At 49.0% G+C, this 22,577-nt stretch carries 20 protein-coding genes; 19 read left to right on the forward strand and 1 reads right to left on the reverse strand.

All coding sequences use genetic code 11. The annotated features are described in order from the left end of the window. Nucleotides 1-92 precede the first annotated feature (92 nt). Both QOS01_RS00115 and QOS01_RS00120 read left to right on the forward strand, forming a co-directional pair. Entirely contained in the window at nucleotides 93-344 is a 252-nt protein-coding gene (locus QOS01_RS00115; RefSeq protein ID WP_283620542.1) for a DUF896 domain-containing protein, read from the forward strand. Nucleotides 345-418: 74 nt separating this feature from the next. Further along, the gene (locus QOS01_RS00120) at nucleotides 419-643 is read left to right on the forward strand and encodes a YneF family protein (RefSeq protein WP_152666529.1); all 225 of its coding nucleotides are present in this window, start codon (nucleotides 419-421) and stop codon (nucleotides 641-643) included. A 75-nt stretch (nucleotides 644-718) separates the two neighbouring features. Here QOS01_RS00120 and QOS01_RS00125 read toward each other — a convergent pair whose 3' ends face one another. Further along, complete coding sequence (locus QOS01_RS00125; protein ID WP_283620543.1) at nucleotides 719-1,357, reverse strand: lysophospholipid acyltransferase family protein; 639 nt, start codon at nucleotides 1,355-1,357, stop codon at nucleotides 719-721. A gap of 91 nt (nucleotides 1,358-1,448) precedes the next feature. Between QOS01_RS00125 and QOS01_RS00130 the strand changes: the two genes are divergently transcribed. The 17 genes from QOS01_RS00130 (at nucleotide 1,449) to infB (ending at nucleotide 22,566) form a co-directional block, all read left to right on the forward strand. Continuing rightward, nucleotides 1,449-2,210: a tRNA1(Val) (adenine(37)-N6)-methyltransferase gene (locus QOS01_RS00130; RefSeq protein WP_283620544.1), complete on the forward strand. Its 762-nt coding sequence runs from the start codon at nucleotides 1,449-1,451 to the stop codon at nucleotides 2,208-2,210. Next, nucleotides 2,197-2,517, forward strand: a complete 321-nt coding sequence (locus tag QOS01_RS00135) for a GIY-YIG nuclease family protein (protein ID WP_283620545.1) — start codon at nucleotides 2,197-2,199, stop codon at nucleotides 2,515-2,517. Before QOS01_RS00130 ends, QOS01_RS00135 begins: the two co-directional genes overlap by 14 nt. A gap of 150 nt (nucleotides 2,518-2,667) precedes the next feature. Beyond that, nucleotides 2,668-3,456, forward strand: a complete 789-nt coding sequence (rpsB, locus tag QOS01_RS00140; protein WP_283620546.1) for a 30S ribosomal protein S2 — start codon at nucleotides 2,668-2,670, stop codon at nucleotides 3,454-3,456. 112 nt (nucleotides 3,457-3,568) lie between these two features. Next, a complete protein-coding gene (gene tsf, locus QOS01_RS00145; RefSeq protein WP_283620547.1) occupies nucleotides 3,569-4,444 on the forward strand; it encodes a translation elongation factor Ts in 876 nt (291 codons plus the stop codon). A gap of 78 nt (nucleotides 4,445-4,522) precedes the next feature. Continuing rightward, entirely contained in the window at nucleotides 4,523-5,245 is a 723-nt protein-coding gene (gene pyrH, locus QOS01_RS00150) for a UMP kinase (protein ID WP_283620548.1), read from the forward strand. 3 nt (nucleotides 5,246-5,248) lie between these two features. Beyond that, nucleotides 5,249-5,809: a ribosome recycling factor gene (frr, locus tag QOS01_RS00155; RefSeq protein ID WP_283620549.1), complete on the forward strand. Its 561-nt coding sequence runs from the start codon at nucleotides 5,249-5,251 to the stop codon at nucleotides 5,807-5,809. A gap of 164 nt (nucleotides 5,810-5,973) precedes the next feature. After that, on the forward strand, nucleotides 5,974-6,738 hold the full coding sequence (locus QOS01_RS00160; RefSeq protein ID WP_283620550.1) for an isoprenyl transferase: 765 nt from the start codon (nucleotides 5,974-5,976) through the stop codon (nucleotides 6,736-6,738). A 16-nt stretch (nucleotides 6,739-6,754) separates the two neighbouring features. Then, the gene (locus QOS01_RS00165; RefSeq protein ID WP_283620551.1) at nucleotides 6,755-7,540 is read left to right on the forward strand and encodes a phosphatidate cytidylyltransferase; all 786 of its coding nucleotides are present in this window, start codon (nucleotides 6,755-6,757) and stop codon (nucleotides 7,538-7,540) included. A 12-nt stretch (nucleotides 7,541-7,552) separates the two neighbouring features. Continuing rightward, nucleotides 7,553-8,827 (forward strand): RIP metalloprotease RseP, encoded by a 1,275-nt coding sequence (gene rseP / locus QOS01_RS00170; protein ID WP_283620552.1) that lies wholly within the window; start codon nucleotides 7,553-7,555, stop codon nucleotides 8,825-8,827. A gap of 25 nt (nucleotides 8,828-8,852) precedes the next feature. Further along, nucleotides 8,853-10,592 (forward strand): proline--tRNA ligase, encoded by a 1,740-nt coding sequence (locus QOS01_RS00175; RefSeq protein WP_283620553.1) that lies wholly within the window; start codon nucleotides 8,853-8,855, stop codon nucleotides 10,590-10,592. A gap of 55 nt (nucleotides 10,593-10,647) precedes the next feature. Next, complete coding sequence (locus QOS01_RS00180; RefSeq protein WP_283620554.1) at nucleotides 10,648-14,976, forward strand: PolC-type DNA polymerase III; 4,329 nt, start codon at nucleotides 10,648-10,650, stop codon at nucleotides 14,974-14,976. A gap of 166 nt (nucleotides 14,977-15,142) precedes the next feature. Beyond that, on the forward strand, nucleotides 15,143-17,818 hold the full coding sequence (locus QOS01_RS00185; RefSeq protein WP_283620555.1) for a serine hydrolase: 2,676 nt from the start codon (nucleotides 15,143-15,145) through the stop codon (nucleotides 17,816-17,818). A gap of 122 nt (nucleotides 17,819-17,940) precedes the next feature. Then, a complete protein-coding gene (gene rimP, locus QOS01_RS00190; protein ID WP_283620556.1) occupies nucleotides 17,941-18,414 on the forward strand; it encodes a ribosome maturation factor RimP in 474 nt (157 codons plus the stop codon). A 17-nt stretch (nucleotides 18,415-18,431) separates the two neighbouring features. Further along, the gene (gene nusA, locus QOS01_RS00195; RefSeq protein ID WP_283620557.1) at nucleotides 18,432-19,625 is read left to right on the forward strand and encodes a transcription termination factor NusA; all 1,194 of its coding nucleotides are present in this window, start codon (nucleotides 18,432-18,434) and stop codon (nucleotides 19,623-19,625) included. Nucleotides 19,626-19,646: 21 nt separating this feature from the next. Next, complete coding sequence (gene rnpM, locus QOS01_RS00200) at nucleotides 19,647-19,949, forward strand: RNase P modulator RnpM (RefSeq protein ID WP_283620558.1); 303 nt, start codon at nucleotides 19,647-19,649, stop codon at nucleotides 19,947-19,949. Next, complete coding sequence (locus QOS01_RS00205; protein ID WP_283620559.1) at nucleotides 19,939-20,250, forward strand: L7Ae/L30e/S12e/Gadd45 family ribosomal protein; 312 nt, start codon at nucleotides 19,939-19,941, stop codon at nucleotides 20,248-20,250. The genes rnpM and QOS01_RS00205 overlap by 11 nt, the downstream gene beginning before the upstream one ends. A gap of 12 nt (nucleotides 20,251-20,262) precedes the next feature. Continuing rightward, nucleotides 20,263-22,566, forward strand: coding sequence for a translation initiation factor IF-2 (infB, locus tag QOS01_RS00210; RefSeq protein WP_283620560.1), 2,304 nt, complete (start codon nucleotides 20,263-20,265; stop codon nucleotides 22,564-22,566). Nucleotides 22,567-22,577: the final 11 nt, after the last annotated feature.

Below are 22,577 nucleotides of genomic sequence, written 5' to 3' on the forward strand. Positions count from 1 at the left end.
CTTACCGGAATTTCAAACGTACGTTCGCAATTGACAAAAAAAGTGATTAATTTAAAATGATATTGTGAATTAAAGAACTGGAGGTCAGCTTAATGACAGAATCAAAGGAACAGGAAAAGCTTTTAAAGCGGATCAATGAGCTTGCCCACAAAAATAAGAAGGAGGGCCTTACTGAGGCCGAAACCCGGGAACGTGAACGCCTGCGCCGTGAATACATCAAGAACTTCCGTGAGACCATGCGGAGCAACATTGAGATGATGCGGATCTACAACAATGAAGGAAAGGAAGTCACACCTGAAAAGGTGAAGGAAATCCAGCGGAAGAAAGGTCTCCGTGACGATTAATTTAATTTGCTACTTTTCAAGTGTTAAACATTCGTGTAAGATGAAAAGGTAACTTAACAAAGGAGGAAGCAATCTTGGGTATGACGATTTTATTTGTCATTCTGGCGCTGCTGGTTGGTTTATTAATCGGCTTCTTCGGTGCTCGTAAGTACATGGAAAACTACCTTCGTAATAATCCCCCAATTTCTGAGGAAATGTTGCGGACAATGATGCTCCAGATGGGGCAGAAGCCATCCAGCCGGAAGTTACATCAAATGATGCAAACGATGAAGGCACAAGCACGTAAGGCTAATAAGTAATTGGCCGGGTGACTTATATAAAAGAATAGGACTTCAATGCCTGGTTTACCAAACATTGAAGTCCTATATTTTTAATTAAAAATCATCGTCTTTAGGCTTTGGGGGCATGACGTAAACGAAGCTGGGGTCAATCTGCTTGTCGAGGTCATCAAAGGCCGTCTGCATCTCGTTTTCCAATTCTGCCTCGTACTCTTCATTTAGCTTTTTCTTCCGGTCAACGTAAATCGGCTTGCCAAAAGCAATCTTACGTGGCTTGCGAGTGAAGAGTTGCCCAAACTTAAGGGGCCCCTGGTAGACTGCCGGAACGAGGGGCACGTTCGCTAATTTAGCAATCAGGGTTGCGCCACCCTTGAGCTTGGCTGAGTAACGGGAACCACTGGGAAAAATAATTGTGGAAAGATCACCGTTACGCAGGAACTTCACCGGTGTTTTAATGGCGGATGGGCCCGGGTGCTTTCTATCTACTGGGTAGGCATTAAGGGCCCTTAAAAACCAGCCCGCGATTGGATTCTTAAATAACTCCTTTTTAGCCATAAAGCTAAATTTCTTTGGCCAAACGGCAAGGGCTAATAAAACGGGGTCCATCCATGTCCGGTGGGGTGCTACAATAATGTAGTTACCGTCGGGGAGGTTTTCCCGATTGTAGATACGGGCGCGCCCGTTAATCAATGTCAAAAATGGATTGACGATTTTTACTAAGAATGTGTAAAGCATTTTTATTCTTCCAATCTATGTTAAATGATACTTCAAAGCTAAAGTATGACTAAAAAAAGATCAACTTGCAAGGACAAAAGGGGAAATAGCGATGAATGAACCAACGAAATTCTTACGTGGCGACGAGCGAATCGACCAGTTATATAGCCAGGACGTCAAAATTATTCAGAGTCCGTCCTGCTTTGCCTTTTCCCTCGATGCGGTTTTGCTGGCCGACTTTGTCCGTCCCAACCACCGTCACCGCCTGAAAACGGTCGATTTGTGTGCCGGTAACGGGGCAGTGGGGCTCTTCCTTCATGACAAGTTAGGCGGGACCTTTACTGAAGTGGAAATCCAGAAACGTCTGGCGGATATGGCCGCCCGCAGCATTCAACTTAATCAACTTGATAACCGTTACCGCGTTTTAAATATGGACATTGCCGATATCTTCGCCCAGGTGCCTAAGGATTCTGTCGATGTGGTCCTCTGCAACCCGCCTTATTTTCCCGTCACGGAAAAAAGTCAACGTAACCCTAACCGCTACCTCGCGATTGCCCGCCACGAGATTAAGACGAACTTCACGATGGTTGCTCAGCAGATGAGTGGCCTATTGAAGATGAACGGTCACGGATACCTGGTTCACCGCCCGGACCGCTTAACAGAAATCCTGACGACCCTTCAAGAACACCGCCTGGTTCCCAAACGACTGCGCTTCATCTATCCAAAACCAGGACGGGAAGCGAATATGATGCTGATTGAGGTGATCAAGGATGGGAAGCCCGGGGGGATGAAGGTTGTTCCACCGATTATTGTTAACGGGGACGATGGGGAATACCTTCCAGCAGTGAGGAAGCTTTTATATGGCAAAGAGTAAACCTTATTATATCTATGTCCTGTACTGTGCCGACGACAGCCTTTACTGCGGCTTTACTGATAATGTCCAACGGCGCTTTGACCAGCACCAGACTTATAAGGGAGCCAAGTACACCCGGGTGAAGAGCCGCCACCCCCTCCAGTTGATTTACCAGCAGGAATTCGGCAGTAAACATGCCGCCCTCAGTGCAGAATACCATTTTAAACACCAAACGCGGCAGAAAAAAGAACGGTTCCTAAAGGCCCACGGAATCGACGTGGCACACTATTTTGTTTTGAACCACCAAAACACCAAAAGAAAAGGTTAAAAAGCTTGTCATTAGACAAGCTTTTTTGTATACTATTAAGCGGTGTTTAATAACATATAACACACCTGTGACGATAAGAAGGGATGTGCCAGTAATGGTTCCCATTCTTAGACGACTCATGGGGAGGAAAAACAATTTGGAGGTATTTTTATGTCTGTTGTTACTATGAAGCAATTGCTTGAAGCAGGTGTCCACTTCGGTCACCAAACTCGTCGTTGGAACCCAAAGATGGAACAATACATCTTCACTGAACGTAACGGTATTTACATCATTGACTTACAAAAGACTGTTAAGCTGATTGATACTGCTTACGACTACATGAAGAACGTTGCCGCTGATGGCGGAGTTGTTCTCTTTGTTGGTACCAAGAAGCAAGCTCAAGACTCAATTGAAGAAGAAGCTACCCGTGCAGGTCAATTCTACGTTAACCACCGTTGGTTAGGTGGGACCTTGACTAACTGGAAGACCATCCAATCCCGGATCGCTCGTCTGAAGGAATTAAAGAAGATGTCCGAAGACGGTACCTTTGATGTTCTGCCAAAGAAGGAAGTTGCTGTTCTGACTAAGCAACGTGAAAAGCTGGAACGGTTCCTCGGCGGTATCGAAGACATGCCTCGGATCCCAGACGTACTGTTCATCGTTGACCCACACAAGGAACAAATCGCTGTTAAGGAAGCACAAAAGCTCCACATCCCAATCGTTGCCATGGTTGATACGAACACCGACCCAGATGACATCGACTACGTAATTCCTTCTAACGATGACGCAATTCGTGCCGTTCGTCTGATTACTTCCAAGATGGCCGACGCAATTGTTGAAGGTAAGCAAGGTCAAGATGAAGCTCAACAAGCAGATGCTGATGCCGAAGAAGCTGCTGAAGACACTACTGTTAGTGAAGATTCTCTGAAGAACCTCAAGAACAGTGTTGAAGGCAAGTAATTTAAAAACCGATTAATACTTGGGCTGTTTTGTGTTATGGACCATTGTGGCCCTGAGTACAAACAGTCCTTTTTTTGTAAAACTTATTAACTGTTAAAGGAGAGACTCTGTCATGGCTGAAATTAAAGCTGCTCAAGTTATGGAATTACGGAAGAAGTCCGGTGCCGGAATCATGGATGCCAAGAAGGCATTGGTTGCAAGTGATGGTGACATGGACAAGGCAATGGATTACCTTCGTGAAAAGGGAATCGCCAAGGCTGCTAAGAAGAGCAGCCGGGTTGCTGCTGAAGGTTTAGCAGACATCGCAGTTAACGGCAATACGGCCGCAATTGTTGAACTGAACTCCGAAACGGACTTCGTTGCTGCCAGTGACCCATTCAAGGACCTGCTGAAGAAGATCACTAAGTTAATTAGTGAAAACAAGCCGGCCAACGTTGACGAAGCTTTGGCAATTAAGACCGATAATGGTACGCTGAAGGATGATATCATCAGCACCACCCAAAAGACCGGTGAAAAGGTTAGCCTGCGGCGTTTTGAAGTCGTTGAAAAGGACGACGGTGATTCCTTCGGTGCTTACCTCCACCAAGGTGGCCAAATTGCTGCCTTAGTTGTTCTGAAGGGTGCCGATGAAGCTACTGCTAAGGACGTTGCAATGCACGTTGCTGCTATCAACCCTGAATTCATGACTCGTGACGATGTTTCCAAGGAACGTCTTGACCACGAACGCGCTGTCTTCAAGGAAGAAACTTTGAACGAAGGCAAGCCTGCTAAGATTGTTGACAAGATTGTTGAAGGGCGTTTGAACAAGTTCTTGTCCCAAATCTGCCTGGCTGACCAGGAATTCGTTAAGGATTCTGACAAGACCGTTGCTGAATTCGTTAAGGCTAACAACGGTGAACTGAAGTCCTTCATCCGTTACGAAGTTGGTGAGGGAATCGAAAAGAAGCAAGACGACTTTGCTAAAGAAGTTAAGGACCAAATGAACTAAGCGTTCGATTGGCGAGAAGGACGTACTTATTAAGTGCGTCCTTTTTTACAAGGTTGATAAGGGATAAGGAGGAACATGATGGCTGATATTAAGTATAATCGAGTTATCTTGAAGCTCAGTGGCGAAGCACTTGCTGGTGAAAAGGGATTCGGCATTAACCCACCGGTGCTCAAGGATGTTGCTAAGGAATTAAAGGCGGTTCACGATAAAGGAGTCCAAATTGCCATCGTCGTCGGCGGTGGAAATATGTGGCGGGGCGTTACCGGTGCCCAGCTCGGCATGGAACGCGCCCAGGCGGACTACATTGGGATGCTAGCAACAATTATGAACGCCCTGTCTTTACAGGACGCCCTTGAGTCAATTGGCGTCCCAACCCGGGTGCAAACGTCAATTGAAATGCGGCAAATTGCTGAACCATATATCCGGCGGAAGGCCATTCGGCACCTGGAAAAAGACCGGATCGTAATCTTTGCCGGCGGTACCGGGAGCCCTTACTTCTCAACCGACACCACCGCAGCACTGCGGGCGGCAGAAATCAATGCTGACGCAATCTTAATGGGGAAGAATGGGGTTGATGGTGTTTACTCCGCTGATCCGAATAAGGATAGTAGCGCGGTTAAATTTGACCACTTGACCCACATGGACCTGATTGAAAAGAACCTGCACGTGATGGACACCACCGCTAGTTCGCTGTCGATGGATAACCACATTCCAATCGTCGTCTTTAATCTGAACACGGCCGGCAACATTATGAAGGTTGTTACTGGCCAGCAAGTTGGAACAACTATTGAGGGAGACTAAATTATGGCATCAAGTAAAGAAATCTTAAATGACGCAAAAACAAAGATGAAGAAGTCGGGGGAAGCATTGCAAAGAACCCTTGCCGATATCCGGGCAGGGCAAGCCAATGCGAGCCTTCTGAACTCTGTTAAGGTTGAATATTACGGAGCAGAAACGCCGCTGAACCAGGTTGCTTCGATCACAATTCCGGAAGCACGGCAGTTGCTGATTACCCCGTACGACGAAAGTATCTTAGAGGAAATTGAACGGGCAATTTATGCTTCTAACCTGGGACTGACACCACAAAACGATGGTAGTGCGATTCGCTTGATCATTCCGCAATTAACTGAAGACCGGCGTAAGGAACTGGTCAAGGACGTTAAGGCGGAGTTGGAAAAGGCTAAGGTTGCCGTTCGTAATGTTCGCCGTGAAGCCATGGATGACCTGAAGAAGGGCAACAAGAATGGTGACTTCAACGATGACGAATTCCACGACCTGGAAAAGAAGGTCCAGGACGAAACGGACGCCGGGATTAAGAACCTGGAATCAATTGCCGCAGATAAGGAAAAGGAATTGCTCCAATAAACATTTACCTGCTAGGGGATGGCCCGTGCTGTCCCCTTTTTTGTTATTAGGTATAAATTTTTGCTAAAAAGCGGCCGTGAGTTGATAATTCGCTAACGGGAGCTTTATAATTAATTAGCGCTTTGTTTAAAAATATTCATTTACCATAGTATGGAGGGAGAAATTTGTTTTCTAAAAGAAAAACCGCTGGTGTTGAGCCAGAGTTGGACCCGCAGCGCGTTCCACAACATATTGCAATCATCATGGACGGCAATGGTCGGTGGGCCCAAAAGCGGCACCTGCCCCGGGTTGCCGGTCACAAGCAGGGAATGCAGACCGTCAAGACGGTTGCCATTGCGGCTAGTAAATTAGGAGTCAAGGTCCTATCCCTATACGCTTTTTCTACCGAGAATTGGAAGCGACCCAGCAGTGAAGTCAATTACCTGATGCAACTGCCAATTCGCTTTTTCTCAACCTTTGTTCCGGACCTGATTAAAAACAACGTCCGGGTAATGGTGATGGGCGATACAAGTAAGCTGCCCGTTCAGACCCAGCAGGCGGTCCGCGATGCCATTAAGGATACCGCCAAATGTGATGGGATGGTGCTCAACTTCGCCTTAAACTACGGAAGCCGTGATGAAATTACGCGGGCCATGAAACAGATTGCCGGTGAGGTAAAACAAGGCCAGCTTTCACCAGATGATATTAACGAAGAAACGATTAGCCGCCACCTGATGTCTGCCAGCCTGGGGACACTCGCGGACCCCGACCTTTTAATTCGGACGAGTGGTGAAGAACGAATTAGCAACTTTATGCTATGGCAGATTGCTTATAGTGAGCTTGAATTTGTGCCAGAACACTGGCCTGACTTTGATGCCGAGTCATTGAAGAGGGCCATTATCGAGTTTCAAGGTCGTCACCGCCGCTTTGGCGGATTAGAGAACCAATAGGGAGGATGTTTTAAAAGTGAAGACGAGAATTATCACGGCGGTGGTGGCCCTGGCCATCTTTATTCCACTGATAATCTATGGTGGGTGGCCACTGACCGTTGCTGCTGTTGTGTTAGGAATCATTGCGATGTCAGAAGTCCTCGTGATGAAGCGGATGTTTGTGATCTCTTTTGAGGCGATTGTTAGTTATCTGGGAGTGGCCCTATTAATCTTGCCGGATAACTGGTTGGATTTCTTACCCAGTGTGGCGACCCGCTGGTTTGGCTTCTACTTGCTGGTTGTCTTATTGCTACTCCACACTGTCTTGCGGAAGCAACGTTTTACCTTCGATGATGCGGGCGTAATTACCTTAGCAATGCTGTACATTGGGATGGGCTTCCACTACTTTGTGGCGGCCCGGGCAATTAATTTCCAGACCCTGTTGTACGGGATGCTGATTGTCTGGATCACTGATAGTGGCGCTTACTTGATTGGGCGAAAACTCGGGAAAAATAAGCTGGCACCAAAGATTAGTCCCAACAAGACCTGGGAAGGATCGATTGGGGGGACAGTCTCTGCAACCATTATTTTAGCGATCTACCTGTACCTGTTCCCTGTTGGTGATGGCTTTGTTACCATGATTATCCTGACGCTAATTCTGTCGATCATGGGCCAGTTAGGGGACCTAATCGAATCTTCTTTGAAGCGGTATTATGGCGTCAAGGATTCCGGTAAAATTCTGCCTGGTCACGGGGGAATCCTGGACCGCTTTGACAGTATGTTGATCGTTATGCCACTTCTACACATGGTTGGTATTATTTAAGGAAGGGATTCTGTGATAATAACAATTATTACGTTTATCATCGTTTTTGGGGTCCTCGTGCTTGTTCACGAATTCGGCCACTATTACTTTGCCAAACGGGCTGGTATCTTGGTTCGTGAATTCTCCATCGGCATGGGCCCTAAAATATGGTGGAAGAGGAAAAATGGCACGACCTACACCGTCCGCATTCTTCCCGTTGGGGGTTATGTACGCCTGGCAGGAAATGACGATGAGGATGAAGAGGAGATGCGCCCGGGGACCCCACTGACACTCCAGTTAAACGACCAAAATAAGGTCGTTACCATCAACACGAGTTCGAAGTCGACCCTGTTTCAGGGGATCCCCCTCCAGCTAGTGGACAGTGACCTGACGGATGGCCTGTGGATCAAGGGTTTTGTTAATGGCGACGAAAGCAAGGTCAAAACTTATGAGGTTGACCACGACGCCGTTGTCATCGAACGTGACGGCACCCAGGTTCAGATTGCTCCTCGTGACGTCCAGTTTCAGTCGGCCAGTTTGCCCGCGCGGATGATGACCAACTTTGCGGGGCCGATGAATAATTTCATCTTGTCACTACTGGTGTTTATCATCCTGGGCTTTACCCTTGCTGGGGTTCCCACCAATAGCAACCAGATTGGAAAGGTCAACGCCAACTCAGTTGCAGCCCGTGCTGGCTTAAAAGCCGGTGACCGAATCACGCACGTGGGGAAGGTCCGGGTCAACAACTGGTCAGAACTGGCCACTAATCTTTCCAGCAAACCGGGACAAAAAGTTCACCTTACCTACCAGCGGGCTGGAAAAACAAAATCCGTTACCGTGAAACCAAAGACGGTTAAACAGGGTAAGCAGAAAGTCGGCCAGATTGGGATTATCGAACAGCAAAAGACGGGTATCAAGGCCCGCCTGTTATTCGGCTGGCAACAGTTTGCCCAGGCGGGGACGCTGATTTTTAGTGTCTTAGGCCACATGTTCACGCACGGCTTCAGCCTAAATGACCTGGGAGGCCCAGTAGCAATTTATGCGGGGACTTCTCAGGCGACCGCACTCGGGGTTAACGGTGTATTGAACTTCTTAGCCATGTTATCGATTAACCTGGGGATCGTAAACCTGTTGCCGATTCCAGCACTTGATGGTGGTAAACTACTACTAAACATTATCGAGGCAGTTATCAGAAGACCAATCCCGGAGAAAGCCGAAGGAATTGTGACGATGATTGGATTTATGCTACTATTGATACTAATGATTTTGGTTACCTGGAATGATATTCAACGCTATTTCATTCGGTAATCGGGGGAATTAAAGGAGAATGATGATGAAGCAGTCAAAGATTTTAATACCAACCAAGAAAGAGGCCCCAAGTGATGCCGAGGCCCTCAGCCATAAGATGATGGTCCGGGCAGGTTACATTTACCAAATCTCATCGGGGGTCTGGTCATACCTGCCACTTGCTTACCGGGTTATCCGTAAGGTTGAACAAATTATCCGCGAAGAAATGGACAATGCTGGTGCTTACGAAATGATGATGCCCGCTCTTTTACCAGCCGAACTGTGGAAGCAGTCTGGTCGTTACGAAGCTTATGGCGATAACCTCTATAAGTTGAGTGACCGTAATGACCGGGAATTTGTTCTCGGCCCGACCCACGAGGAATCATTTACTGAGGTCCTTCGTGACAGCATTAAGTCGTACAAGAAGTTGCCACTGGTTGTTTACCAGCTTCAGGATAAGTTCCGTGACGAAGACCGGCCGCGGTACGGCATCCTTCGGGGCAAGGAATTCGAGATGCTGGATGCCTACTCATTTGCTGCTGACGAGGCGGGCCTTGATGAAGCCTACCAGCAACAAGCCCAGGCTTATCGGAACATCTTTGACCGGGTTGGGCTGAAGTACAAGATTATCCTGGCGGACTCTGGAACCATTGGTGGGGACAATTCTCAAGAATTCTCCGCCCCTGCTGAGGTTGGTGAAGACGTCATCGTTTATACAGACGGTGGTTATGCCGCTAACCTGGAGAAGGCAACTTCCAAGTTTAATGGTGTTCAACAAACCGCTGAACCAGCTGAACTGAAGAAGCAGGCGACGCCGGGCGCTCATACGGTTGACGAGGCAGCCGAAAGCTTGGGGATCGATGCCAGTCAGATCTTGAAATCGATGCTTTTCATGGCTAAAATGGGCGAAGACGATTACCAACCGGTATTGGTTCTGATGCGGGGGAACGACGAGGTTAACGAGACCAAGGTGACTAACGCACTGGGGTGTGAAGACCTTGAACTAGCCACTGAAGCGGACGCCGCTAAGTACCTCGGCGCGCACCCAGGTTCCTTAGGCCCAGTTGGCGTTGGTGAGGATGTTAAGATCCTGGCCGATAACTACGTGAAGGTTCTGGTAAACATGGCTTGTGGTGCTAACGATGATGGTTACCACTTTGTCAATGCCAATATTGACCGCGACTTCCGGGTTGACCAGTTTGGTGACTTCCGGAATGTTCAGGAAGGCGAAATCGCCCCTGACGGTCACCCAATCAAGTTTACGAACGGGATTGAAATTGGTCACATCTTCAAATTAGGAACGGGCTACTCCGAAAAGCTCGGTGCAAAGGTCCTTGATAAGAACGGCCGCCTGGTTGACATGATCATGGGTTGCTACGGCATTGGTGTGACGCGGATGTTATCAGCGGTTGCAGAACAAAATGCTGATGAAAATGGTCTGGTATGGCCAGACAGTATCGCCCCGTTTGACGTTCACGTCATTCCGGTTAACGCCAAGAAGGAAGAACAGATGACGATGGCAAACAACATCGAAGACCAACTTACTAAGGCGGGCTACGAAGTCTTAGTTGACGACCGGAAGGAACGGGCCGGTGTTAAGTTTGCTGATTCTGACCTGATTGGGATTCCATTGCGGGTTACGATTGGTAAGAAGGCTGCTGATGGAATTGTTGAAGTCAAGATTCGGAAGACGGGCGAAACAATTGAAGTCAAGCAGGAAGAACTTGTTAATACGGTTGGCATCTTGCTGAAACAACTTGCAGACCAATCTGTTGAGGATAAGTAAATAAAATGTGGTACGGAATGGTACCACATTTTTTAAGTAGGAGGACTCAAAAGAAGTGGCTTTAAACAGACAAGAATTATTTAGGAAGCTGTTGGAGCAGATCCATTTTCCTGAGAAGGATAACGGCGCTTTCAAGGAAGCAGCGGTTCAATCGGTTGTCGTTCACCGAGCCAGCCGGCGGTGGGAATTTCACCTGATAATGCGTCAGCCATTGCCATTAAAGCTCTACAAAGAGTTTTACCAGTCCCTACAAATGGGATTTAAGGACATCGCGGGGGTTAGCCTCCAAATTAACACGCCGGCAACTGATATTGATCCTGGCCTCGTTGCTGACTACTGGGAAGAGGTCATCAACCAGAGTAAGGTTGAATCACCGATGCTCCAGCAGGCCTGCGTATCGACCGTTCCAGAAGTTCGCGACGGTCGGGTGACCATCGTTGTCGAAAACGATATTGTTAAGGAGATGCTGGTAAAGAAGGCCCTGGCCCAAATTGAAGAATCGTACCAGCGGTTTGGTTTCCCCCATTTTAAAATCCACCCCTTTGTTGATCAGTCTGCCTCGCAGGCGAAGATCAAGGAGTTGAAGGAAAAACATGAAGCTGCAGATGCCGCATTAGCTGCAAAGGCGATCGCCCAGATAAAAAAGAAGAATACCACCAAGAAGCATTCTGGCAGTCATCCGGCCGCACCAGCGGCGGGCCCGGCACAACTCGGTCGGGTGATTAACGACAAGCAAGAAGTTGTCCAGATGAAGGATATCCAGGGTGAGGAGCGGTCGGTAGTTGTTGAGGGCTACGTCTTCAATGCTGAGGTCCGTGAATTACGGTCCGGTCGCCAGCTTCTGACCTTTGAAATCACCGACTACACCTCATCCTTTGCGGTTAAGAAGTTCTCCCGCAACAGTGATGAGGAAGCCCAGTTTGCGAACATCAAACCGGGGGTCTGGCTTAAGGTTCGCGGGCCGGTTCAAGAGGATACCTGGATGCATGACCTGGTTATCAATGCTTATGATATCAACCAGGTTAGCCATCAGGAGCGTCAAGATACGGCACCAGCGGACAATAAGCGGATTGAGTTACACGCCCACAGTGAAATGAGCCAGATGGACGCCACTAATTCGATCAGTGAACTTGCTGCCCAAGCCAGCAAGTGGGGACAACCAGCAATTGCCATTACGGACCACGGGAACGTTCAGGCCTTTCCAGAGGCTTTCAAGGCCGCCAAGAAAAACAAGATTAAGATGCTCTACGGAATGGAAGCCAACGTTGTTGATGACGGGGTTCCCCTGGTTTATAACGAGAATCATGCGGTCTTAAAGGACCATTCCTACGTTGTTTTCGATGTTGAAACAACCGGGTTATCAGCAATCTATGATAAGGTCATTGAACTGTCGGCCGTTAAGATGAAGGACGGAAACGTCATCGAACGGTTTGATGAATTTATTGACCCTGGTTTTCCCTTGTCAGAACAAACGACTAACTTAACCAGTATTACTGATGAGATGGTCCATGGCTCCAAGAGCGAGGAAGAAGTCTTCCGGATGTTCAAGAACCTGTGCAAGGGTAGCATCATCGCTGGGCATAACGTTTCCTTTGATATGGGCTTTATGAACACCGGTTACCGTCGCCACGGAATGGAAGAAATTACGGAACCAGTGATTGATACTTTACCACTGGCCCGTTTCCTGTATCCGAACATGCGGGGTTACCGGTTGAATACCCTGAGTAAGAAGTTCAAAGTGGCTTTGGAACACCACCACCGAGCAAATTACGATGCGGAGGCTACGGGGCACTTGCTTTATAAGTTCTTAAAGGACGCCGAGGACCGTTATGGTGTTCGCTACGTTGATGACCTGAATAAACACATGGCAGAAAACGATGCCTATAAACACGCCCGGCCGTTCCACGCGACGCTGATTGCCCAGACCCAGGCTGGCTTGAAGAACCTCTTCAAGTTGGTTTCATTCTCAAACGTTAAGTACTTTCACCGGGTACCCAGAATTCCGCGGACAGTGCTGACCAAGTACCGAGAAGGTATTTTGCTGGGAACCGCCTGTTCCTCTGGGGAAGTCTTTACTGCAATGATGGAAAAGGGGTATTCGGAAGCAATGCGCAGGGCCCGCTACTACGACTTCATCGAGGTCCAGCCACGCCCAAATTACGCACCGCTGCTGGAGCAACACGTCATCAGCGATCAGGCCCACCTGGAAGATATCATTAAAAACATGGTTAAACTTGGTGATGACCTTAACAAGCCAGTGGTGGCAACGGGGGATGTGCATTACATTAACCCGCATGACGGAATTTACCGGCGGATCCTGATTAACTCCCAAGGGGGCGCTAACCCATTGAACCGGACAAAGCGCCCGGACGTTCACTTCCGGACGACCGATGAGATGCTGAAGGAGTTCAGCTTCCTGGGTGAGGACGTCGCCCAAAAGATTGTGGTGGACAATACCCATAAGGTGGCCGACATGGTTGATGATGATATTCGACCAGTCAAGGACCGTCTGTACACCCCCCACATGAAGGGTGCGGAGCAGGAAATTCAGGACCGGACCTGGCACACGGCCAAGGCCTGGTATGGTGACCCACTACCTAAATTGGTTAAGGACCGGGTGGAGCTTGAGCTCAACAGTATTGTGAAGAACGGATTCTCCGTTATTTACTTAATTGCCCAGCGACTGGTTGCCAAGTCAAACAAGGACGGATATCTGGTTGGGTCCCGGGGTTCCGTTGGTTCTAGTGTGGTGGCCACCCTGTCGGGGATTACGGAAGTTAACCCCTTGCCACCACATTACCGGTGCCCAAAGTGCAAGTACACCCACTTCTACACCAAGGGTGAGTACAGTTCTGGCTTTGACCTGCCGGAGCGGAAATGCCCTAAATGTGGGACCCTGCTGGTGAAGGATGGACACGATATCCCGTTCCAAACCTTCCTCGGTTTCAAGGGGAACAAGGTGCCAGATATTGACCTGAACTTCTCCGGTGACTACCAGCCAATTGCCCATAACTACATGAAGGTCCTCTTCGGAGAAAAGAACGTATTTCGGGCCGGAACAATCGGCACGGTGGCGGACAAGACGGCCTACGGTTATGTAAAGGCCTTTGAACGGGATAACGATGTTCAGTTCCGCGGTGCCGAGGAAGACCGCCTGTCTAAAGGGGCAACCGGCGTCAAACGAACGACCGGGCAGCACCCGGCCGGGATTATCATTGTCCCCGACGATATGGACATTTACGATTTCACGCCCGTTCAGTACCCGGCAGATGACCAGGATGCCGCCTGGGAGACGACCCACTTCGACTTCCACTCAATCCACGACAATATCCTGAAGATGGATATCCTGGGTCACGATGACCCGACGATGATTCGTGCCCTGCAGGATCTTTCTGGGGTGAACCCGAAGACCATTCCAATGAACGATCCAGGGGTAATGTCCTTATTCTCGAGTCCGAAGGTATTGGGAGTTACAGAAGAACAGATTCAAAGTAAGACCGGGACACTGGGCTTGCCGGAGTTCGGGACCCGGTTTGTCCGCGGGATGCTGAATGATACCCACCCGAAGAACTATTCTCAGTTACTCCAGATTTCCGGACTGTCCCACGGAACCGGTGTGTGGTTGGATAACGCCCAGGAGCTGATCAAGGAAGGGACGGCAACGATTGCCAACGTGATTGGTTGCCGGGACAACATCATGACCGACTTGATCCACTACGGTTTGGATTCTGAAACCTCCTTCCAGGTTATGGAATCAGTCCGTCACGGGCGCGGAATCCCGGATAACTGGCAGAAGAAGATGAAAGAAGCTAACGTTCCCCAGTGGTACATGGATTCTTGCCTGAAGATCAAGTACATGTTCCCGCGGGCTCACGCGGCCGCTTATGTCCTAATGGCCTTGCGGATCGCCTACTTTAAGGTTTACTTCCCACTGGTCTACTACTGTGCCTTCTTCTCTGTGCGGGCGGATGACTTCGATGTCGTTGCCATGGCGCACGGCAAGGAAGCCGTCAAGGCGCGCATGGCGGAGATTAACGAGAAGGGTAATGACGCCAGTGCCAAGGAAAAGAGTCTGTTGACTATTCTGGAACTAGCAAACGAGATGCTGGAACGGGGCTTCAAGTTTAAGATGGTTGACCTGAAACGGTCAGACGCCTCTAACTGGCTGATCGATGGCGACTCGTTGATTGCACCGTTCCGCGCAATCCCGGGGCTGGGGCTCAACGTTGCCAAGCAAATTGTTGCGGCCAGAGAAGAGCGGCCGTTCCTTTCTAAGCAAGACTTGGCAGAGCGGGGCAAGGTCTCGCAAACCCTTATCGACTTTTTAGATGAAAATAATGTTATCTCCGACTTACCGGACGAGAACCAGCTTAGTCTGTTTTGATTGCAGTGCTTTTTTTCAGAATTAAAAAATGAAATGCGGGTAGGATGACCATTGCCTACCCGCATTTTTTATTTTTGCAAAGAAAACGCTACCACGTATTAAAAATATCCTATAATGAAGAAGAATTCATGTCATTGCATGGTTGTGAGATTAGGGAGGACTTATTTTGAAAAATGGTTTTAGTCGTGCACAGCAAGGAGTTGTTGGCTGTTTAATAATGGCGAGTTGTTCCTTCTTTTTGTTAATGAACCAGGCCCAAATCAAGGCCAATACAACCGCCGCCACGACGGCAACTGCTCAAACACAGACAGTTAACGCCAGTGCAACTGGTCAGCAATTGGCATTCGACAGCAAGGGGAACCCCAGCTACAATGCCACCGACCAGGGCAACTATGGTTGTTTGGACCAGGTCAAATTTAATGATGGTCAGCTGAGTGTCAGTGGTTGGCACGCTACCAACCGTGCACAGGGGCGACCTTACCATTACATCATTGCCTATGATCGGACCAACAGCCGTGAACTTAGCCGGGTCAATGTCACTAGCCAGCCAACAGAACGTGCTGACGTGGCCACGGTCCACAATGTTTATGGGGCAAAAGAATCTGGCTTTCGGACCAGCTTTAACCTCGGCCCGGCAGCGGCAACCACTGGTGAGGTTCAAATCATCAGTCGTTATACCGATGACCAGAATGGTAACGGCAATGCAGCCGACTACTGGTTTGCCCCCGTCACGGTGAACAGGGGTAACTATGCCCACCTTGACCAGGTTACCGTTAATAATAACGAGTTACAGCTAGCGGGCTGGCACGCTACCAACCTGGCAGCCGATAAACCGTACCATTACCTGATCATGATCGATCGGACAAACAATAATCGGGAAGTCGGTCGTGTACTGGTTGACCAACCGGTTAAGCGCCCTGACGTTGCCGCGGCCTATCCAGACGTGGAAGGGGCCGGTAAATCTGGCTTCAGTGCCAACATTTCCTTGCAAGGGCTTAATCTCAGCCACCAGCTCCAGGTCATCAGTCGTTACTCTGGTGCCAAGAATGGGAATAGTGATTACGTTGACTTCTGGTTTAGTCCAATTACCAAGGAAAATGAAGCTAACCAGGGATGTCTAGACTCTTATAATCTTAATAGTGGGAAAACAATGACCGTTAGTGGCTGGCACGCCAATGATCTGGCCCAAATTAAGTCCCACCACTTCATTATTCTGTTTGACCAGACGGCAAATCGGCAGGTCAGCCAAACAGCGGCCCAGCAGGTTGAACGACTAGATGTTGCGAGCGCATTTCCCCAAATCACCCAGGCGCGCCACGCGGGTTTTACCGCGGTATTTGACCTAAGTTCGACCCGGCTCACAGCCGGTCACGTCTACCGGGTCATTAGTCGCTATTCCACCAGTAATACCGGGAACGGGGACCAGGGACAGTTTGTTGACTACTGGTACGCACCAATTAAGTTGGACCAACGAGGTGGTGCCTGCTTGGACACCGTTCAAATGACTAGTGATGGTCTCAAGGTTGCCGGGTGGATGGCTAGTGACCAGTCGCTCGACCGGCCCTATGCCTACTTAATTGTGTTGAATAATGGTCAAGAAATTAGCCGAACCCGCCTTAACCTACAAGCACGGGGCGATGTTGCTAGGAAGTACGGCCAAGTATATAACAGCCAAAACAGTGGCTTCTCAACCCTGCTAAAGCTTGATCCGCAAAGCGTTACCGGGCAACTCGGTATTATTCTTCGCTTTAGCGGCAAACCAGACGGTAACCGCGACTATGTTGACCTGTTAAGTCAGTCGTTTGCCTCTAATGATGGTTACTTTGACAACATCAACGTTAGCCCCAATAGTATTTACATCAGAGGTTGGCACGCCAGTAACCAATCGGCAGATAAACCCTACCAGTGGCTGATTTTTGTTAATCAGGATGGGCATGAACTATACCGTCAGCAAGTATTGGATATTAATAACCCGCGGCCAGACCTGGCACAAAACCGTTCCTTCATCTTCGGGGCTGGTCGTGCGGGCTTCAAGTTGGCCTTTGCCATTCCCCAAGCGCTCCAGCACCATGTCGTCCGGGTTATCCACCGCTTAACTAATGATCCGCAGGGTAACGGTAACTATGTTGACTGGTGGTCGGGCCCCGTTGACATTAATGCCTACCAGCAGCGTCTAATTAGCCAGTGGCAGCAAGTAGCCAACCGCTTTGCCAACCCGGTAAGTATCGCAATTCAAGTTGCCCAAACTGGTGAGGTCATCACATACACCAACGTACCGGGACAAAATTTTGTAACGGCAAGTACGGTCAAAGTGGGAATCCTCGCAAAGTTACTTCATAATCAAGGAGGCAACTTATCAGCCGCCCAGCAAGGGGTAGCATCCCGGATGATCCGTTTCAGTGACAATGATTGTGCGACTGAGTTATATAACGAGATTGGTGCCGAAAATGGCCTCAACCAGCTATTCCAAGAATTGGGGATGAATTCCTCCCACTGTAATGGTCACTGGGCATTTACGACGACGACTGCTACTGACCAGCTCTGTCTCCTTCATGAAATTTTCCTTAATCCGCGCTCTTCTTACCTGAATCAGCAGTCGCAACAGTATATTCAAAACCTGATGGGTCAGGTTACCCCTAGCCAGGCCTGGGGGATTTCGGCCGGCAGTTCACATTTCTACATTAAGGACGGTTGGAATACTAGCAATGGTTGGAACGTCAGCAGCATTGGCGCAATCCCTGGCAAATACACAATTGCAGTATATACAGTAGCCCCTTCATTTGACCGGTGCCGGTCATACGTTGAACAATTGGTTTTGGCAACCCGGCAAGTAATCAGCTGACTTAAGAAAAGCGCGTCGCTTGTGTTTGGCCCTTAGCCATGCTACAATATCAATTGGTAAATAACTCGTGGGAGTGAGCAGCAATGCTCGCTCTTTTTATTGCAAACAATGGAGGTGACAAGATGAGTACTGTTACTGAAACCGTAAAGGACTTAGTAACCCCAATCCTTGATGAACACGACTTTTACCTGTACGACATTGAATTTGTCAAGGAAGGCAAGAGTTGGTATCTCCGGGTATACATTGATAAAGATGGTGGAATCACGCTTGAAGACTGCGCAACGGTTAGTGATCAACTAAGCGAGGCCCTGGACAACGTTGAGCCCGATCCAATCCCCCAGGCTTACTTCTTGGAGGTTTCCTCCCCTGGTGCAGAACGGCCGTTAAAGAGCGAGGCCGACTATGAACGGGCGGTAAACCAATACATCCACGTTTCTCTGTACCAGCAGATTGATGGTCATAAAGTTTATGAGGGAACGTTGACCAAGCTATCGGATAAGGAATTAACTTTAGATTATTTAGATAAAACCCGTCACCGGCAAGTTGTGATTGACCGGAGTAAGGTTGCGAAGGCCCGCTTGGCCATTAAGTTTTAATTAAAGGAGTGTTCGCTGTGAGCAAGTCAAAAGTCAATGCAGAAATGATTGGCGCCCTTGACTACTTGGAAAAGGAAAAGGGAATTAAAAAGGAAGTTGTAATCGAAGCACTTGAACAGGCTCTTGAATCGGCCTACAAGCAAAACTACGGCGAGAAGAACGTCGAGGTTGAATTTAACGCCACTACTGGTAACATCAAGGTGTACGCCGTTAAGACGATTACCGATGATGAAGATAAGGTTGCAGAAGACGGTAATGAGTACATGAGCCTCGCTGCTGCCCGGAAGCTTCCGCATGGTCAAGGTTATGACCTTGGTGACCAAATTCGTGAAGAGGTAACGCCCCGGAACTTTGGCCGGATCGCTGCCCAAACCGCTAAGCAGGTGGTTATGCAGCGTCTTCGGGAAGAAGAACGGAAGATCATTTACGATAAGTACAAGACTTACGAAAACGAAATCATCACTGGGGAAGTTTCCCGTGAGGACAAGCGCTTCACCTATGTCGACCTCGGCGATGGGGTCGAAGGGGCAATGGGTTACCGTGACAAGATGCCCAACGAACATTACCATGTTCACGACCGGATCCAGGTTTATGTATCAAAGGTTAACGATGACCGGCGTGGTCCCCAAATCTACGTCAGTCGGACAGCTCCAGAACTGTTGAAGCGGCTCTTCGAACGGGAAGTCCCTGAGATCAAGGACGGGACCGTGTTGATTGAAAACATCGCCCGTGAGGCCGGTGACCGGGCAAAGGTCGCTGTTTACTCCAACGACGATAACGTCGACCCGGTTGGAACATGTGTTGGGCCACGGGGCTCCCGGGTTCAGGCAATCGTCAACGAACTTGATGGTGAAAACATGGACATTGTGGAGTACGTAAAGGATCCTGCTAAGTTCATCGCTAACGCCCTTAACCCGGCAGAAGTTCTTGACGTCATCTTCAACGATCCGGTTACGATTGAACGTGAAGATGGTGAAGAAGAGCAGGAACGGTCGTGCACCGTTGTTGTTCCGGACGACCAGCTTTCCCTAGCAATCGGTAAGCGGGGACAAAACGCACGCTTGGCGGCCCGGTTGACTAAGTACAAGATTGATATCAAGTCGGCTTCCGAAATGGAAGAGATTCAGGCCCAAGAGGCAGAAGATGATAGCGAACCAGCAGGTGATGATGACCAGCCAGCAAGTGACGGTCAAGCATCTGACGAAGAATAATTGAGCAGTGGGGTGAAAATGATGAAAAAGAGAAAAGTACCAATGCGCAAGGATATCGTCACCGGAGAAATGATGCCCAAGCGGCAACTTATCCGGGTGGTTAAGAACAAGGAAAACGAGGTTTCTCTAGACCCCACCGGCAAGAAGGCCGGACGGGGCGCCTACATTGCGGTTGATGTTGAAATCGCTAAGCGGGCCAAAAAGGAAAAGACCTTTGAAAAGGCGTTTCACGTTAAGCTTGACGACGCTTTTTATGATGAACTGATCAAGTATACCGACCACTTGCAAGCTCGCCAGGAATTATTCGGAAAAAATGAAAAATAACCGCCAACAGGCACTCGGTTTGCTCGGGTTAGCGCGGCGTGCCCGCCAGTTAACCAGTGGTGAAGAAACAGTATTAAAAAATATTCAAACTAATAAGGCAAAGTTTGTGTTTTTGGCAGGGGATGCTGGTACAGCAACGGCTAAGAAGTTTACTGACAAGTGTCGGTACTACCATGTCCCGTACTCACAAGCCTTTACTAAAGACCAGCTCAGTCAGGCAACGGGCCAATCACGGACCGTTATTGGTGTGATGCAACCAGGTTTTGCAAGAAAGTTTGAGGAACTAATGACAATGGAATAGGAGAGTGAGCATATGGCCAAGGAACGAATCTATGAACTAGCTAAAGAGCTCAAAATGCCAAGTAAGAACCTTGTTAAGGTTGCTAACCAACAAGGGATGGAAATTAAAAGTCACATGTCTTCCGTAACTCCCGCTCAAGCGGCCAAATTACGGGAAGTCGTTAAAAATGAGAATGGTGGTCCAAAGAAGGCCAGTGCTAAGCCAGCCAACCATCATAAGAACCACCAGGCAAAGGATGACCACCAAAAAGCGGCGTCCAATAAGCACCAAAATAAGCGGGAACACGAAAACCATCCGAAGAAGGACAATAAGCCTGCCCGGCATGAGAATGAACGGCCCCGTGAAGAACACCAAAACCGGCACAGCGAAAAGCGGCATAACGAGAGCCGCCGTAACCAAAACAATGGTGGTCGTTTTGGTGGCAGCTTGAACAACAATGACCGGCATGGCAAGCGGTTCAACAAGAAGAACAAGAAGCGCAATAAACGTAATAAGGGGAATAACCGTCTCCGTGAAGTGAACCACAAGCAGCCGACCCAACGGAAGGATAAGCCGCTTCCGGACGTACTGGAGTACACCGAAGGGATGAACGCCCAGGACCTGGGTAAGATCTTACACCGTTCCCCAGCTGAAATTATTAAGAAGCTCTTTATGCTCGGCGTAATGATCAACCAAAACCAGTCCCTCGACAAGGACACCATCGAACTCTTAGCAACCGACTACGGGATTGATGCCAAGGAAAAGGTTGAGGTTGACGTTTCTGACATTGATAAGATGTTTGAAGACGAACAAAACAACACCAAGCACCTTGTTAAGCGGCCACCAGTTGTCACTGTCATGGGACACGTTGACCATGGTAAGACCACCCTGCTGGATAAGCTGCGGCACTCGCACGTCACTGAACATGAAGCCGGTGGGATTACCCAGGAAATTGGGGCCTACCAAGTTCACTATAACGATAATTTGATTACCTTCTTGGATACCCCAGGACACGCTGCATTTACCGAAATGCGGGCTCGTGGTGCTAACATCACTGATATTACCGTCCTGGTGGTTGCCGCTGATGATGGGGTAATGCCGCAGACGGTGGAAGCCATTCACCACGCCCAGGCTGCCAAGACACCAATCATCGTTGCCGTTAACAAGATTGATAAGCCAGGTGCTAACCCGGACAAGGTTACAGAAGAGCTGGCGAAGTACAACCTGATTCCAGAAGACTGGGGCGGTGACACCATCTTCGTCAAGATTTCCGCTAAGTTTGGCAAGAACCTTGACGAGCTGTTGGACATGATCTTGCTCCAAGCTGAAATGATGGAATTAAAGGCTAACCCTGACCAAAACGCGGCCGGATCCGTTGTCGAAGCACGGCTCGACCAAGGTAAGGGACCCGTGGCAACCGTGCTGGTTCAACAAGGGACCCTACACGTTGGGGACCCAATCGTGGTTGGTAACACCTTTGGCCGGGTTCGGACGATGACTAACGAAAATGGCCGGCGAATTAAGGCGGCGACCCCATCGACCCCTGTTGAAATTACGGGGCTCAACGAAGTTCCTGAAGCCGGGGACCGGTTCGTTGTCTTTGACGATGAAAAGACTGCTCGTGCAGCTGGTGAGGCACGGGCAAAGCGGGCCCAAGACAAGGAACGGCAAAAGACTTCCCATGTTACTCTGGACAACCTCTTTGCCACAATGAAGAAGGGGCAAATGAAGACCTTGCCATTAATTATTAAGGCCGATGTTCAGGGGTCAGTTGAGGCCCTGAGTCAAAGCTTACAAAAGATCAAGGTTGATGGTGTCCGGGTTGACATCATCCACCAAGCAGTCGGGGCAATCAGTCAGAGTGATGTTACCCTGGCGGAAGCTTCCAACGCGGTTATTATTGGTTTCAACGTCCGGCCAACACCAGTTGCTAAGTCGCTCGCTGACTCCAGCAATATTGATATCCGTCTCCACCGGGTCATCTACAACGCCATCGAAGAAGTTGAGGATGCCATGAAGGGGATGCTTGAACCGGTCTACAAGGAAGAAACGATTGGTGAAGTTGAAGTTCGGCAAATCTACAAGGCTTCCAAGGTCGGGACGATTGCTGGGGGGATGGTTACCTCTGGTAAGATTACCCGTGATTCCAAGGTCCGCTTAGTTCGTGACGGCGTGGTCGTTTACGAAGGTGAACTGGGTTCATTGAAGCGGTTCAAAGATGATGTTAAGGAAGTCAAGGCCGGCTTTGAATGTGGTTTGACCATTGCTAACTACAATGACATCAAGGAAAAGGATGTTATTGAAGCATACCAAATGAAAGAAGTACCAGTTAAATAAAGGAGGAGGCA

It is taken from the genome of Limosilactobacillus avium (genome assembly GCF_947381485.1).
Taxonomy (GTDB): Bacteria; Bacillota; Bacilli; order Lactobacillales; family Lactobacillaceae; genus Limosilactobacillus; species Limosilactobacillus avium.